General features: G+C 69.4%; 16 protein-coding genes. 8 read left to right on the top strand and 8 right to left on the bottom strand.

The features are described 5' to 3' along the window. Positions 1-1,550: cyclic nucleotide-binding domain-containing protein (locus tag EZJ19_RS14435; RefSeq protein ID WP_131448798.1), on the top strand; the 1,550-nt coding region annotated here is incomplete at its 5' end. A gap of 70 nt (positions 1,551-1,620) precedes the next feature. Here EZJ19_RS14435 and EZJ19_RS14430 read toward each other — a convergent pair. The 7 genes from EZJ19_RS14430 to EZJ19_RS14400 all read right to left on the bottom strand — a co-directional run bounded on the left by EZJ19_RS14430 (position 1,621) and on the right by EZJ19_RS14400 (position 7,901). Beyond that, positions 1,621-3,411: a nickel-dependent hydrogenase large subunit gene (locus tag EZJ19_RS14430; RefSeq protein WP_131448796.1), complete on the bottom strand. Its 1,791-nt coding sequence runs from the start codon at positions 3,409-3,411 to the stop codon at positions 1,621-1,623. A gap of 10 nt (positions 3,412-3,421) precedes the next feature. Further along, positions 3,422-3,868 carry a hypothetical protein gene (locus EZJ19_RS14425; protein ID WP_131448794.1) on the bottom strand — a complete coding sequence of 149 codons (447 nt, stop codon included), beginning with the start codon at positions 3,866-3,868 and terminating at the stop codon, positions 3,422-3,424. A gap of 4 nt (positions 3,869-3,872) precedes the next feature. Continuing rightward, entirely contained in the window at positions 3,873-5,150 is a 1,278-nt protein-coding gene (locus tag EZJ19_RS14420) for a (Fe-S)-binding protein (RefSeq protein ID WP_131448792.1), read from the bottom strand. A gap of 103 nt (positions 5,151-5,253) precedes the next feature. Beyond that, complete coding sequence (locus tag EZJ19_RS14415) at positions 5,254-5,913, bottom strand: hypothetical protein (RefSeq protein ID WP_131448790.1); 660 nt, start codon at positions 5,911-5,913, stop codon at positions 5,254-5,256. A 2-nt stretch (positions 5,914-5,915) separates the two neighbouring features. Further along, complete coding sequence (locus EZJ19_RS14410) at positions 5,916-6,998, bottom strand: hydrogenase small subunit (protein WP_131448788.1); 1,083 nt, start codon at positions 6,996-6,998, stop codon at positions 5,916-5,918. A gap of 32 nt (positions 6,999-7,030) precedes the next feature. Further along, positions 7,031-7,435: a hydrogenase expression/formation C-terminal domain-containing protein gene (locus tag EZJ19_RS14405; RefSeq protein WP_131448786.1), complete on the bottom strand. Its 405-nt coding sequence runs from the start codon at positions 7,433-7,435 to the stop codon at positions 7,031-7,033. Then, the gene (locus EZJ19_RS14400) at positions 7,422-7,901 is read right to left on the bottom strand and encodes a HyaD/HybD family hydrogenase maturation endopeptidase (RefSeq protein WP_131448784.1); all 480 of its coding nucleotides are present in this window, start codon (positions 7,899-7,901) and stop codon (positions 7,422-7,424) included. The genes EZJ19_RS14405 and EZJ19_RS14400 overlap by 14 nt, the downstream gene beginning before the upstream one ends. Before the next feature lie 167 nt (positions 7,902-8,068). On the opposite strand from EZJ19_RS14400, the gene EZJ19_RS14395 reads away from it, so the two are divergent. The 5 genes from EZJ19_RS14395 to EZJ19_RS14375 are packed head-to-tail and all read left to right on the top strand — an operon-like array spanning position 8,069 to position 10,792. Further along, positions 8,069-8,296 (top strand): HypC/HybG/HupF family hydrogenase formation chaperone, encoded by a 228-nt coding sequence (locus EZJ19_RS14395; RefSeq protein WP_240754787.1) that lies wholly within the window; start codon positions 8,069-8,071, stop codon positions 8,294-8,296. Further along, positions 8,289-8,651 (top strand): hydrogenase maturation nickel metallochaperone HypA/HybF, encoded by a 363-nt coding sequence (locus EZJ19_RS14390; protein ID WP_131448780.1) that lies wholly within the window; start codon positions 8,289-8,291, stop codon positions 8,649-8,651. The genes EZJ19_RS14395 and EZJ19_RS14390 overlap by 8 nt, the downstream gene beginning before the upstream one ends. 3 nt (positions 8,652-8,654) lie before the next feature. Then, on the top strand, positions 8,655-9,461 hold the full coding sequence (gene hypB, locus EZJ19_RS14385; protein WP_131448779.1) for a hydrogenase nickel incorporation protein HypB: 807 nt from the start codon (positions 8,655-8,657) through the stop codon (positions 9,459-9,461). Then, positions 9,458-10,573, top strand: a complete 1,116-nt coding sequence (gene hypD / locus EZJ19_RS14380) for a hydrogenase formation protein HypD (protein ID WP_240754786.1) — start codon at positions 9,458-9,460, stop codon at positions 10,571-10,573. The genes hypB and hypD overlap by 4 nt, the downstream gene beginning before the upstream one ends. 18 nt (positions 10,574-10,591) lie before the next feature. Further along, the gene (locus tag EZJ19_RS14375) at positions 10,592-10,792 is read left to right on the top strand and encodes a hypothetical protein (RefSeq protein WP_131448777.1); all 201 of its coding nucleotides are present in this window, start codon (positions 10,592-10,594) and stop codon (positions 10,790-10,792) included. 34 nt (positions 10,793-10,826) lie between these two features. Here the strand turns inward: EZJ19_RS14375 and EZJ19_RS14370 are convergent, their stop codons facing one another. After that, positions 10,827-11,480, bottom strand: coding sequence for a hypothetical protein (locus tag EZJ19_RS14370; protein ID WP_131448775.1), 654 nt, complete (start codon positions 11,478-11,480; stop codon positions 10,827-10,829). Positions 11,481-11,929: 449 nt separating this feature from the next. On the opposite strand from EZJ19_RS14370, the gene hypF reads away from it, so the two are divergent. Beyond that, entirely contained in the window at positions 11,930-14,182 is a 2,253-nt protein-coding gene (gene hypF / locus EZJ19_RS14365; RefSeq protein WP_131448773.1) for a carbamoyltransferase HypF, read from the top strand. Further along, entirely contained in the window at positions 14,179-15,183 is a 1,005-nt protein-coding gene (gene hypE / locus EZJ19_RS14360; protein ID WP_131448771.1) for a hydrogenase expression/formation protein HypE, read from the top strand. Before hypF ends, hypE begins: the two co-directional genes overlap by 4 nt.

Raw genomic sequence — 15,183 nt, 5'->3', positions numbered from 1 at the left:
CCCTGATCCCGCAACTGCTGGCCGACCTGAGCATGGCCGACGTCGCCATGCTCCTGGTCGTCGTCGGCGCCGCCCTGGTCGCCCGTGCCGCCATCCTGTACATCCTCCTGCCGCTCCTCAGCGCCGCCCGCCTGGCCGAACACGTCAGCCCCGCCCATACCGCGGTGATCCTGTGGGGCGGCCTGCGCGGCGCCGTCACCCTGGCAATGGCCCTGGCCGTGCTGGAGAACCCGCGCATTCCCGCGCCGGATGCCCATCTGGTCGCCACGCTGGCGACCGCCTTCGTACTCTTCACCCTGTTCGTCAACGCACCCACCCTGCGGCCCCTGATCCACCTCCTCGGCCTGAACCGCCTGACGCCGCTCGAACGGGTGCTGCGCGAGCGCACCATCGCCGTCGCCGGTGCCTCGGTGCAGCGCAGCCTGGACCCGATCGCCCACGCCTTCGGGGTCGAGGAAGGCGGCGCCGCGAAGCCGGCCTGGGCGCGCAGCGGCGAACCGGAACCGAGCCCGGCCGCGCTGGCGCCGGACGACGCCCTGAAGATCGGCCTGATCACCGTGGCCGCCCAGGAGGAGGCGCTCTACCTGCGTGGCTACGGCGACCGCACGGTGTCCATCCGGGTGGTCGGCCGCTGCATCGCCCAGGCCGGGCGCCTCAAGGACGCCGCCAAGACCGGCGGCATGGCCGGCTACCTGCGGGTGGCCGACACCAGCCTCGAGGTCGGCCTGGACTTCCGCGCCGCCCTCTATCTGCACAACCGCCTCGGCTTCGGGCTGCCGCTGTCGCGCCTGCTCGGCTACGGCTTCGAAACGATACTGGTGACCCGGGCGGCACTGCAGCAACTGCGCGACTTCACCCGCCAGGCCATCGGCCCGATGCTCGGCACGGAAGTCGAGCAGGCCATCCTGACCGGCCTGCAGACCCGTCTGGAAGGCATCGCCAGCGCCATCCGGGCGTTCGAGATGCAGTATCCCGGCTATGCCCTGCTGCTGCGCGCCAGCTACGTCGAGCGCGCCGCCCTGCGCCTGGAGGAAGGCGAATACTGCAAGAAGCGCGACGACGGCCTGATCAGCCCCGAGGTCTACCGCTCCCTGGCCGAGGACATGCACCGGCGCCGGGAGACCATCGCCAGCACGCCGGTGCTGGACATGGGCATGGAGGTGACCGGGATGATCCGCAAGGTGCCCCTGTTCGCCGGCATCGACGCCGACCGGGTCAACTTCATCGCCCGCCTGCTCCGGCCGCGCCTGGCCCTGCCCGACGAGACCATCATCCGCAAGGGCGAACGCGGCGACGCGATGTACTTCATCGCCGCCGGCAGCGTCGGCGTGGGCGGCACGCCGGCCAAGCCCGCGGTGGTCGTCGAGGCGGGTTCCTTCTTCGGCGAGATCGCGTTGATCTACAACACGCCGCGTACCGCGGAGGTCCGGGCACGCGGCTACTGCCACCTGCTGGTCCTCTACGCCCGCGACCTGGAAAGGCTGCTGCGCCGCCACCCCGAGGTGCGCGCCGAGATCGAGCGCGCCGCCCTGGCGCGCCTGGGCGACTGACGGCCGGGGCGGACGCCCCGGCACGGCATGACCGGGGGCCGCGCCGGCCGGGCGGCCGGCGCGCCGCCGCTCAGCGCACCTTGACCCGGATCAGTTCCTCGCCGTCCGGGTCGGTGACGTGGACGGCACAGGCGATGCAGGGGTCGAAGCTGTGGATGGTGCGCAGGACCTCGATCGGCTGCTTCGGGTCGGCCAGGACGTGGCGGTCCTGCAGGGCCGCCTCGTAGGCGCCGGGCTGGCCCTTGGGGTCGCGCGGGCCGGCGTTCCAGGTCGAGGGCACGACGGCCTGGTAGTTGGCGATGCGGCCGTTCTCGATGACCATCCAGTGCGACAGGCCGCCGCGCGGGGCCTCCATGAGGCCGACGCCGTGCATCTTGGCGGGCCAGCTGGACGGCTCCCAATACTGCTCGTTGAAGGTGCGCAGGTCACCGGCCCGGATGTTGGCCAGGAGCTCGTCGTACATGTCCTGCATGGCGTCGGCGACGATCTTCGACTCGAGCGTGCGCGCGGCCGTCCGGCCCAGCGTCGAGTACAGCGCGTCGATCGGCACGTCGAGGGTCTTGAGGGCGTAGTCGACCAGTTCCTTGGCCTTGGCGTCGCCCTTGGCGACCATGAGCAGGACGCGGGCGAGCGGCCCCACCTCCATGGCCTTGCCCTGCCAGCGCGGCGACTTCAGCCAGGAATACTTCTGCTCGACCTCCAACTGCTCGTAGGGCGGCTTCGGGCCGGTGAAGTTGAACTCGGTCTCGCCCGCCCAGGGGTGCAGCCCCTGGCCGTCGCCGGCACCGTACTTGTACCAGGAGTGGGCGACGAATTCCTGGATCTCGTCGTCGCGGTCGAGGTCGATCGGATGCACCGTGGTGAGGTCGCGGTTGAGGATGACGCCGCGCGGCAGCAGGTAGGAATCGGTGTCCCAGAAGCCCTTGCCGGGCAGGTCGCCGAAACACAGGAAATTGCCCAGTCCCTCGCCGCGCGCGCCCCAGTCCTTGTAGAAGGAGGCGATCGCCAGGGTGTCGGGCAGGTAGACCTGGTCGACGAAATCGCGCATCTGCCGGATGACGTTCTGCACCGTCTCCAGGCCGACCATGTTGACCGCCGTGGCGTCCTGGCCGCCGCGCGACGCCGGGCCCTTGCCGTGGCCGGCGCCGGCCTGCACCGAGATGGCCGAGGGCACGCCGCCGACGACGAAGTTCGGGTGCGGGTTCTTGCCGCCGAAGATGGCGTGCAGCTTGACCACGTCGCGTTGCCAGGCCAGAGCCTCCAGGTAGTGGGCGACCGCCATCAGGTTGGCCTCGGGCGGCAGCTTGTAGGCCGGATGGCCCCAGTAGCCGTTGGCGAAGATGCCCAGCTGGCCCTCCTCGACGAAGGTCTTGATGCGCTTCTGGACGTCCTCGAAATAGCCCGGCGACGACTTCGGCCACCGGCTGATGCTCTGGGCCAGCTGGGAGGTGGCCTTGGGATCGGCCTTCAGGGCCGAGACCACGTCGACCCAGTCGAGCGCGTGCAGGTGGTAGAAGTGCATGACGTGGTCGTGCACGTACTGGGCCGCGACCATCAGGTTGCGGATGATCTCGGCGTTGCGCGGGATGCTGTAGTTGGGCAGGGCCCGGTGCAGGGCATCCTCGACCGAGCGCACCGAGGCGAGACCGTGCACCAGGGTGCAGACGCCGCAGATACGCTGGGCGTAGGCCCAGGCGTCGCGCGGGTCGCGCCCCCTCAGGATGATCTCGATGCCGCGCACCATGGTGCCGGCGGAATAGGCCTCGGTGATGCGGCCCTGCTCGTCGGTGGCCGCTTCGATGCGCAGGTGCCCCTCGATGCGGGTGATGGGGTCGACGACGATACGTTGTGCTGTGCTCATGGTCGTCTCCTCACGCGCTCAGGAAGGATTCGAGGAGGCCGTATTGGGTCTCGGCCTCGCGCGTCTCGGTGCCGCCGCCGCTGGCGATGCTGGCGCAGGTGCGCGCCATGCGCGCCTCCATGGCGGCATCCCAGGCCAGGATGTCGTGCGCCACGGCCGGCTTGACGCAGTTCACCGCCGCCTTGCAGACGAAGTGGCCGGCCTGGGCCGCCCAGTCGGTCTCGCGGCCGCACTGGGTGTAGGTCTCCACGCTGGCCGATTTGGCCGCCTGGTAGAGGGCGGCCAGTTCGACGTCGGTGATGTCCGGCCGCTTGGCGGCCTGTACCGCACCGGCCACGCGGACGTCGCCGCACAGGCCGAGTACGCTTTCCACGAAGCGGGCCGCCACCTGACGCTGGCGGGACGGATCGAGCGCGGCCAGGGCCGCCTTGAATTCCTTGTCGTTGCCGATGGTCATGGTATCAAGCTCCTTCCTTGTCAACGGAATCCGGGATGTGCTCGGCAATGGTCTCGGTCAGGCCGATCACCGGGATATCCATCTGGTAATGCTCGAGGCCTTCCTCCAGGACGATCCGGCAGTTGGCGCAGGCGGTCACCAGGCGGTCGGGCTTGACCGCCTCGAGCTGGGACTTCTTCTTCTTGAAGGCTTCCAGGCGCAATTCCTCGCCCTCCTCGATGGCCGAGGCGCCGCCACCGCCGCCGCAGCACCAGTTCATGAAACCGGCGTCCGGCATCTCGACGAAATCGGCGGCGATCTGCTTCATCAGCCTGCGCTGCTGCTGGATGACGCCGCCGCGCCGGGCCAGTTGGCACGGGTCGTGGAAGGTCAGGCGGTCGGTTTCCATGCCCTCGGTCTTGAGCAGGCCCTGTTCCTGGAACTCGCCCAGCACCTCGATGATGTGCTTGACCTGGAAGGTGAAGGGCCGGCCGATCAGGTTGGCGCCCTCCCAGCGCAGAGCGGTATAGGCGTGGCCGCATTCCGGGCTGATGACGCACTTGACCTTGAGCCGTTCGGCGCCGTCGACGATGCGCGAGACGATCACCCGCGCGAGGTCCGAGTTGCCGATCTGCATGCCGGCGTTGGTGGCCTCGAAGGCCGTCGAGCAGAGGGTCCAGGTCTTGCCGGCCTGGCGCATGATCTTGGCGATGGCGCCCAGGTATTCCGGGAAGTTGATGATCTCCATCGAGGACAGCATGACCATGTACTCGGCGCCCTCCGCGTCGAGCGGGATGGGGATGCCGTAGTCCTCCTCGACGTGCTTCATCTGGGCCTTCACGGCGGGCAGCTTGACGCCCATCGGGCTGCCGATGGTGACCGTGCGGTTGGCGGCGCCCTTGATGCCGTCCGGGGCGTTGCCGGAGGCCGACATGCCCTCGCGCAGCTTGCGCACCATGTAGACGATGTCGTTGCCGACCGGGCAGACCACCGAGCAGCGGCCGCACAAGGTGCAGGAGTTGTAGACCAGTTCCTGCCACTCGTGCAGTTCGGCGTCGGTGACCGGCTTGGCCAGGCCGACCGCCTTGGCCAGGCGGCCGAGCCAGGTGTATTCCTGCTCGTAGACCCGGCGCAGGGGCTCCAGCTTGTGGATGGGCGTGTACTTGGGATCGCCCGTCTCGGTGTAGAACAGGCAGGCCTCGGCACACAGGCCGCAGTGCACGCAACTATTGAAGTAACTGGCGATGGGCGCGTCGATGACCTCTTTCAGGACGCGCACGCCTTTCTCGAGTGTGGCGCTCATACCACTTCCTCCTTAACCATGATCGGGACTGGGCCGACTCCAGGTCGGCGATTGCCGGCGGCGGCCGGCCGCATCCCCGCGGCGCGGGGATCGTGCCTGCGGCTCATACCGGCACCCCCTTGTGGCCGTTGACCGTGCCGTTGTACCAGCGCGAACCGAACACGGTGAAGGCATGGAACAGCTTGGTGAAGGGCAGCGTCACCAGGAGCACCTCGACGCTCAATATGTGCAGCGCCAGCATGGTCGTGTAGGGCAGCAGCAGGTGCTGCACGGCGAGCCAGCCGGTCAGGACCGGCAGGAAGGTCACCGCCCAGGTGAACCAGTCCTCGAAGCCGGACAGGAAGCGCTTCACGGGCCGCTTGATGCGGTCGACCAGGACCACCACCATGGCGGCCAGGGTGACCACCGAAACCAGGTCGACGATCTGGGACGGCAGGCCGGGCCAGGACAGGCCGACCAGGCCCTCGACCAGCTTGATGTGGGGGGCGAACAGAAACACGATCGCGGCCAGGCCGATGTGGAAGACGTAGCCGCCGACGTAGGTCACCGGCGACTGCTTGAACATCCCCTCGGGCGGGACGGACCGGCGCACGATGGTGTGCCAGCCGGAGGCGCCCGGGGTCAGGCGCGGCGCCGCCAGGTCCTTCTTGCGGCCGAGGCCGTAGATCTCGATCAGGCGCCAGACCGTGCCGAGCAGGAAGATGGCCACGGCGGCGTCCAGGCCGGGACCGCGTACCCAGGTCAGGAATTGCAGTTCGTTCATGGTCATTTCTCCAGGTCGGCCAGGGTGGTGGTCTCGTGGGCCGCCTTGGCGGCGCTCTTGCGAGACCGGCTGGAGGCGGCGATCGCGGCACCGGCGACGACGCCGGCGGCAATCGCGGCCGGCTCGAGCTTGAGCGGGCGCGCCGGCATCGACAGGGCCTTGTAGAAGCCGCCGGCATCCCAGAAGTCGGGTTCCGAGCAGCCCAGGCAGCCGTGCCCGGACTCCACCGGCCAGGAGGTGCCGTCGTTCCACTTCACGCTGGCGCAGGCGTTGTAGGTCACCGGACCCTTGCAGCCCAGTTCGAACAGGCACCAGCCCTTGCGGGCGCCCTCGTCGTCGAAGGTCTTGGCGAACTTGCCCTGGTCGTAGAATGGCCGCCGGTAGCAGCGGTCGTGGATGGTCTCGCCGTAGAACGCCTTGGGCCGGCCCAGCCGGTCCAGCTCGGGCAGGCCGCCGAAGGTGAGGAAATGGGCCAGGACACCGGTCATGACCACCGGGATGGGCGGGCAGCCCGGGATGTTGATGATCGGCTTGTCCTTGATGACGTCGGACACCGCCACCGCCCCGGTCGGGTTCGGGTTGGCCTTGGGCAGGCCGCCGTAGGCCGCGCAGGAGCCCATGGCGACGATCGCCGCGGCCCCGGCCGCCACCTCCTTCAAGGTTTCCAGGTTGCTGCGGCCGGCGATGCAGGAATAGGCACCGTCGAGGCCGAGCGGCACGGAACCGTCGACGATCAGCAGGTACTTGCCCATGTTGCGCTGGATCGCCTCGTGCAGGGCCGCCTCGGCCTGGTGGCCGGCCGCCGCCATCAAGGTCTCCTGATAGTCCAGGGAGATCATGTCGAACAGCATCCCTTCGATGCTCGGCGAATGCGATCGGGTGATGGCCTCGGTGCAGCCGGTGCATTCCTGGAACGGCAGCCAGATCACCGAGGGCCTGGGCGCCTTGGCCAGGGCGTCCGCGAAGGCCTTGCCGGCGGACGGCGGCAGGGCCATCAGGGACGCCAGGGTGGCGCAGTATTTGAGGAAGGCGCGGCGCGTGATGCCTTGGCCGGCCAGGGTATCGAGTATCCGATTGGCGCGCATGATGTTTGGTTTCCTCCTAAGGAAAAGGTGTCTCAGGACAATTCGGAAATCCGGCTTCTTAGCGCCTCGAGACCACTCTCGACGTCGTCCGGATGGGCCGAAATCAGTTCGGGTACGTAGGCGACCTGGACGAATTCGCTCGCCAGGACGCCGTGTTCGTTGCGGTGTTCGATCCACCAGACCGCGGGCAGGCCGGTCTCGACGATGCGCGAACGGCCGCCGATATCCATCAGTATCTCGACCTCGCCCTTGCCCAGCTGTTCCAGCAGCCACTGGCGGTCGGCCGGGCTCATGGGCAGGCCGCGGATATCGATGAGGCCTCCCTCGCCGGTGCGCAGCAGGCCGTCGAGCAGGGTGGCCACCTCGCCGAGCACGGCCCGGGCGTTGCCGGTCAAGGTGCCGGTGGCGGCGGCGACGGGGATGTCAGGCAGGGTCATGACGCCAGGCCTCGATCAGGGAACAGATGCGTTCGCAGGCCAGTGGCACGGCCTCCGCCACGGCTTCGGTGGGCACTTCGCCCCAGTCGACCACGGCCGGCTGGATGGCCACCAAAGCCCGGCGCGCGGGCCAGCTGTCGGTCAGACGGGCGATGCTCATGAGGTCCGTCAGGCCGACTTCGTGCACGCTGGACTTGCGATTGCCGAGCAGGAAGCGGTCCATCGCTTCCCCCTCGTATACCCTCAGGCTGCCGGGTACATCCCTGATCTGGGCGGCGTCAACGACCACCAGAGCCTCCGACTCGCCGATCGGACCGGCGAGCGTGAAGCTCAAGGTACCACCGTCGACCAACTCGATCTCCTCGTCGCCGGGGGAAATACGCTCGGCCAGGGCCTTGATCACGTGTATTCCGACACCTTCGTCGGACAACAGCGTGTTGCCCAAACCAAGAATTAGTATTCGCATGGTTTCAAGCTAGCCAAGCGGACATCGCCTGACGAATTGGAAACTTCAATAAACAGATTTAATTATCCTAAAAGTTTTGTTAATAGATAAGCATCCGCTGATAAGCTAATTAATGGAAATACCTCCACGTCCTCGCCTATACTGCCGCCATGTGTCTAGCCATCCCCATGCAAATCGAAGCCATCGAAGGCTACGTCGCCCGCTGCCAGGCCAAGGGCGTGTATCGTGACGTCTCCCTGTTCATGCTGCAGGACGAGATGCCAGCCGTCGGCGACTACGTCATGGTCCACGTCGGCTACGCCATCCAGACCATGACCGAGGCGGAAGCCCGCTCGGCCTGGGAACTGTTCGACGAGATACTCTGCGAGTCCGATCAACCGACCGAACATGCATGAGTTGTCCGTCGCCCAGGCCCTGGTCGACCAGGTCGGCGACCTGGCCGGGCAGCACGGCGCGAAATCCGTCCACCTGATCCGGGTGCGCATCGGGCCGCTCGCCGGCGTGGTCGGCGACCTGCTCGCCACGGCCTTTCCGCTCGCCGCTGCCGGCACCCCGGCCGAATCGGCTCGGCTCGACTGGGTGGCGGCGCCCATCGTGGTCCGCTGCCGGACCTGTGGCGCCAAGACCGAGGCGCAACCCAACAAACTGGTCTGCGGCGCCTGCGGCGACTGGCGGACCGAAGTCGTTTCCGGCGACGAACTGATCCTGGAAACGGTCGAACTCGATATTCCTGAATCGGCAGGAGATTGAAGCATGTGTGATACCTGCGGCTGCAACGTCACCCCCGGCAATGCCAAGTTCGCCTACAAGCCGGTCGAACCGGGTGCCACCACCATTTCCGTCCTCCAGGGCCTGCTCAAGAAGAACGACGACCAGGCCGAACACAATCGCGCCCATTTCGACAAGCGCGGCATCCTGGCGGTCAACCTGATGTCCTCGCCCGGCTCCGGCAAGACGGCCCTGCTCGAGGCCACCATCAAGGCGCTCAAGGGCGAACTCAAGGTGGCCGTGATCGAGGGCGACCTGGAGACCGAGAACGACGCCGAGCGCATCCGCGCCCAGGGCGTGCCGGCCCACCAGATCGTCACCGGCACCGCCTGCCACCTGGACGCCCACATGGTCCACGACGCCCTGCACCACATGGACCTCGACGGCATCGACATCCTGTTCGTCGAGAACGTCGGCAACCTGGTCTGCCCGGCCAGCTTCGACCTCGGCCAGCACGCCAACATCGCCCTCCTCTCGGTCACCGAAGGCGACGACAAGCCGGCCAAGTACCCGGTCATGTTCCGCGGTGCCGACGCCGTCGTGATCAGCAAGACCGACCTCCTGGCGGTGCTCGACGACTTCTCGCCGGACAAGGCCGAGCGCCACGTGCGCGAGCTCGCCAACCCGGCCCCGATCCTGCGCCTGTCCGCCCGCAAGGGCGAGGGCCTGGACGCCTGGCTGGCCTGGCTGCGCAGCCAGCTCGCCGCGCAGCGCGCCCGGGTCGCCGCCGGCCGGACCCAGCGCCCGGCCATCCAGCCGGAAGGCGCCCTGATGCACGGAGCCGAGGCGTGAGCGACGCGGCCGGCATGGCCGGCGCCCAGGCCTGGCTGGAGAAGATCCGGGCCCTGCCGCTCGCCCGCAAGGTCAAGATCATGAACGTCTGCGGCGGCCACGAGCGCTCCATCACCCAGGCCGGACTGCGCGGCGTCCTGCCCGACAACGTCGAGCTGGTGCCGGGCCCCGGCTGCCCGGTCTGCGTCTGTCCGGAAGAGGACATCTACCAGGCCATCCAGCTCGCCCTGCAGGACAAGGTCATCCTGGTCGCCTTCGGCGACATGCTGCGGGTACCGGTCAACGTACCCAAGGGCGAGGTGCGCTCCCTGGTCGAGGCCCAGGCCGCCGGGGCCGACGTGCGCCCGATCGCCAGCCCGACGGAGGCCAGGAAGATCGCCCTCGACAACCCCGGCAAGCCGGTCGTCTTCTTTGCCGCCGGCTTCGAGACCACCATCGCCCCGGTCGCCGCGGCGCTCGCCGAGGGGCTGCCGGAAAATCTGTCCATCCTGCTCTCCGGCCGCCTGACCTGGCCGGCCGTGGCCATGCTGCTCGACTCCGGCACGCCCGGTTTCGACGCCCTGGTCGCGCCCGGCCACGTCGCCACGGTGATGGGCCCCGACGAATGGCGCTTCGTGGTCGACAAGCACGGCCTGCCCACCGCGGTGGCCGGCTTCCTGCCGGAGTCGCTGCTCGCCTCGTTCTATTCCGTGTTGCGCCAGGTCGCCGACGGCAAGCGTTTCCTGGACAACTGCTACCTCGAAGTCGCCCACGCGGCCGGCAACCCGACCGCCCAGCGCCTGCTCGCCCAGACCCTGGACGTGGTCGACGCCAACTGGCGCGGCATCGGCATCATCCCCAAGTCCGGCTATGCCCTGAAGCCGGAATACGCGGCCTGGAACGCGCGCCTGAAATATCCCGACCATGCCGACCCGACGCGCCGGCGCATCGGCGAGATGCCGCCCGGCTGCGACTGCGCCAAGGTCGTCCTCGGCAAGCTGTACCCGAACCAATGCCGCCTGTACGGCAAGGCCTGCACGCCACGCACCCCGGTGGGCCCCTGCATGGTCTCGGACGAAGGCGCCTGCCGGATCTGGTGGTCGGGCGGCGTGCGCGAAGCGGCCGCGGATTGAGCGAACCTGGAGAGCATCATGCAAGACCCCCACAAGCAACGTACCAATTTCTGGATCGGCAACGGCCTGCTCGCACTGTCGCTGGTCTCGCTGTTCTTCATGGGCCAACTGTCCGAGTTGCTCGGCACCGGCGCCATGGCGCTCTGGATGGTCCTGGCCGGCATCGGCATGTACTTCGTGATGCTCGACAAGGGTCCCAGCCAGGATCACATGGATTGACCATGCGGCCGGCCGCCCGCCGGCAGGCGCCGTCCTAGAGCGCGGCCCGGCAGAGGCCGGCCAGACGCGGCCGGACACTCTCCAACGGGGACGTCTCGCCCAGTTCCCCGTAGATGTAGTCGACGAACTCCACCGAGGTGCGGATCGCCCATTTGGCGAAACTGTAGGACGCCCAGGCGCGCGGCAGCAGGCTGGTATCCGAGACCAGGGTTGAGGGCGCGAAGCGGTCGCGCAGGGCTTCGGCAAGGGCGTCGTGACTGATCTTGTCGCCGACCGTCCAGTCGCTGCGCGGCCGCATCACCTCGTTGCGCAGACGGATCAGGGCGTCCGCGTTGCGGACCGCCGGCGCCTCGTAGTCCAGACGCTTGCCGGCATGGATGGTCAGGGCGGTCGAATACTTTTGCAGCACGCCTTCGACCATGGCGCCGGAATCCGGAACCGGCACGGGACCGCCACGACGCGGTGCCAGTACCGAACCCTCGTAGGCCAATTCGTTGGCGAGGCTGTCCAGAAAGGTCACCGTCAGCGCGGCAACGCCGAGCGCATTGTGCAGGACCTCCTCCCAGAACACCCCGAGCGGCTTGCCGGCGTACTCGTTTTCCGCACGCGCGACGTTGGCGGCGAAACCGCAAGCCACGAACAGGTTATGCAGGGCAAGACTCGCCAGCATGTCCGCGCGCGCAGCCACGATGACCGGCTCCGGTCCGCGTGCCGATAGTTCGACCATATGAATCAATGCCTTATCAAATTTGATGGGCGAATGCCGGCAGCCACCCGACGGCGGATACCGCACCAATGCTTCACCCCCGAACAGAACCCGGCCGGGCTACCCACCCGAAGCCGGCTGGCATCCTCGGGCGCCCGCCGGAGGCGGGCAGCCGGAATGCCGGATATTAGTATATGGATACTATATTCGGACCGTTTTGGCCGGATAATTTAATTTATATGAAAGAAATGGTAACAGATTGTGTTTTCCCGCCGAAACCCCGCCTGCGGCCCTGGCCGGCGCCGCGGGCCGGGTCGGCACGGTTCCGGCGCGCCCCCCGGGCGTGTTAGTCTGCCGGGCCGCGACGACCATGACCACGATGCCCACCGAACCGCCCCGCCCGGCCGCACCGCTCCGGCCCAGCCCGCCCGATGCCTGACGGCCAGGCCCGGCGCATCCGCCTTTCCGGCCACGTCCAGGGCGTCGGCTACCGGCCCTTCGTGTACCGGCTGGCGCGCGAACTGGGCGTGCGCGGCTGGGTGCGCAACGTGGTCGGCGCGGTCGAGATCCATGCCGAGGCCGACGCGGCGACGCTGGCCGAGTTCACGCGCGCCCTGGTCGAACGCGCGCCGGCCATCGCCCGGCCGCAGCCGGTCGCCGACCGGGCGGCCGATTTTGCCGGACACGCCGCCTTCGCCATCCTGGCCAGTGCGGCCGACAGCGAGCCGGACATCCACGTTCCACCCGACTACTTCACCTGCGACGACTGCCTGCGCGAACTGCGCGACCCGGCCGACCGCCGCCATGGCTACCCGTTCATCAACTGCACCCAGTGCGGCCCGCGCTACACGCTGATCACCGCCCTGCCCTACGACCGCCCGAACACCAGCATGGCCGGCTTCCCGCTCTGCCCGGACTGCCGCGCGGAATACGAGGACCCGGCCAGCCGGCGCTTCCACGCCGAACCGGTGGCGTGCCCGGTGTGCGGTCCGCACCTCAGCTACGTCGATGCCGAGCGCCGCATCGAGGGCGACGACGACGCCCTCGCGGCGACCGTCGCGGCCCTGCGCGCCGGCCGCATCGTCGCGGTCAAGGGCGTCGGCGGCTATCACCTGATGTGCGACGCCGCCAGCGACGCCGCAGTCGCCGAACTGCGCCGGCGCAAGCCGCGCCCGGCCAAGCCGCTCGCCGTCATGTTTCCGGCCGACCAGGCCCTGCTGCGCGCCAGCGTGCGCCTCGACCCGGAGGCGGCGGCCCTGCTCGCCTCGCCGGCCCGGCCCATCGTCCTGCTCGAACTCGCCGACGCGGCCCGGCTGTCCCGCCACGTCGCCCCCGGCCTCGCCGAGGTCGGCTGCCTGCTGCCCTACTCGCCCCTGCACCACCTGCTCCTGGAACGCTTCGGCGGCGCCCTGGTGGCGACCTCCGGCAACATCAGCGGCGAACCCGTACTGACCGACAACGCCGAGGCGCAGGCCCGCCTGGCCCCTATCGCCGACGCCTTCCTGCACCACGACCGTCCCATCGTCCGGCCGGCCGACGACCCGGTGTTCCGGCCCATCGCCGGGCGGCCGCGCCCGCTCCGCCTGGGCCGCGGCGTCGCGCCCCTGGAACTGGAACTGGCCGAACCGCTGGCGCAGCCGGTCCTGGCCCTGGGCAGCCACATGAAGAACGCCATCTGCCTGGCCTGGGGCCGGCGCGCCGTGCTGTCGCCGCACATCGGCGAGCTGACCGCGCCGCGCAGCCTGGAAACCCTGGCCAAGGTGGCCGAGGACCTGCAGCGGCTGTACCGGGTGCAGGCCGAGCGGATCCTGCTCGACCGCCATCCCGGCTACGGCTACCGGCACTGGGTACGCGGCTCCGGCTTGCCCACCAGCGAGATCTGGCACCACCGCGCCCATGCCTCGGCGCTGGCCTGGGAACACCCGGAGGTGGCCGAATGGATCGTCTTCGCCTGGGACGGCGTCGGCCTCGGCGAGGACGCCAACCTATGGGGCGGCGAGGCCTTCGTCGGCGCGCCCGGCCGCTGGCAGCGACGCGCCGGCCTGCGCCCGTTCCGCCTGCCCGGCGGCGACAAGGCGGGGCGCGAGCCCTGGCGGTCCGCCGCCGCCTTGCTCTGGGAGGCCGGCCAGGCGGCCGAATTCGCCCCCGAGCTGCTCCACCAGGCCTGGCTGCGCGGACTCAACAGCCCGGCCAGCAGTGCCGCCGGACGCCTGTTCGACGCCGCCGCCGCGCTCATCGGGGTATGCAGCCAGGCCAGCTTCGAGGGCGAGGGCCCGATGAAGCTGGAGGCCCTCGCGGCCGCCGCCGGGGCCGCGCTGCCGGCCACGCCCGGCCTGCCCCTGGCCCGCGACGCGGCCGGGGTCTGGCGCACCGACTGGTCCCCGCTGCTGGCCATGCTGGCCGACGTCGCCCTCGCCCCGGCCACGCGTGCCCTGGCCTTCCACCGGGCCATGGCCGACGCCCTGGTGGCCCAGGCGATCCGCCTGCGCGAGGAGACCGGCGCCGGCGACGTCGGCCTCACCGGCGGGGTATTCCAGAACCGCCTGCTCACCGAGCTGGCCGTGGCCGGCCTCGCCGGGACCGGCTTCCGGGTCCGGCTGGCCGAGCGTATCCCGGTCAACGACGCCGGTGTAAGCTTCGGCCAGGTTATCGAACACATTGCCCTTTGCAGACCAACCACATGAACGAAGAACGCATCCTACTGGCCCACGGCAACGGCGGCCGCTTCATGCGCGAGCTGATCGGCGAACTGTTCGCCCGTCACCTCGGCAACCCCGCACTCGACACCGACGCCGACGCCGTGCACCTGCCCGACCTGGCCGGCGACATCCTGGTCACCACCGACGGCTTCACCGTGCAGCCGATCGAGTTCCCGGGCGGCAACCTCGGTTCCCTGGCCGTGCACGGGGTGGTCAACGACCTCGCCGTGGCCGGCGCCCAGGCGCGCTACTTCACCCTCTCGGCAATCATCGAGGAAGGCCTCGAGGTGGCCCTGCTCGACCGCCTGATCGCCAGCTTCGCGGCCGCGGCGCGCGAGAACGGCGTCGCCGTCGCGGCGGGCGACACCAAGGTGGTGCGCCACGGCGAAGGCGGCGGGCTCTACCTGTCGGTGGCCGGCATCGGCGTGCGCGAGGCGACCACCGATCTGAGCATGAAGCGCATCGCCCCGGGCGACGTGGTCCTGGTGTCCGGGCCGGTCGGCGACCACGGCGTCTCGGTGATGCTGGCGCGCGAGCAGTTCGGCCTGTCCGGCGGCCTGCTTTCCGATTCCGCCTCCGTGCTGCCGCTCGCCCGCGCCGCCTGGGACCTGCCCGGCCTGAAGTTCATGCGCGACCCGACGCGCGGCGGCCTGGCGACGGTGTGCCACGAGATCGCCCATGCGACCGGTTGCGCGGTGGTGCTCGACCAGGGCGCCGTGCCGGTGCGCGGCGAGGTCGTGGCGGTGTGCGAGATGCTCGGCTACGACCCCTATTTCCTGGCCTGCGAGGGCCGCGTCGTGGCCGTCGCGACGCCCGCTGCCGCGGCCGAGGTGCTGGCGCGCTGGCGTGCCCTGCCGGCCGGTGCCGAAGCCGCCGTCATCGGCCGCATCGACGCCGGCGCGGCGCGCCTGATCCTGGAAACCGAACTCGGCGGACGCCGGGTCCTGGAAGAACTGGAAGACGACCCCCTGCCGCGCATCTGCTGA

The sequence above is a fragment of the Parasulfuritortus cantonensis genome (assembly GCF_004337445.1).
Lineage (GTDB): Bacteria > Pseudomonadota > Gammaproteobacteria > Burkholderiales > Thiobacillaceae > Parasulfuritortus > Parasulfuritortus cantonensis.
The sequence above is the reverse complement of the archived record's forward strand: the minus strand, read 5'-3'. Positions and strand labels throughout refer to the sequence as shown.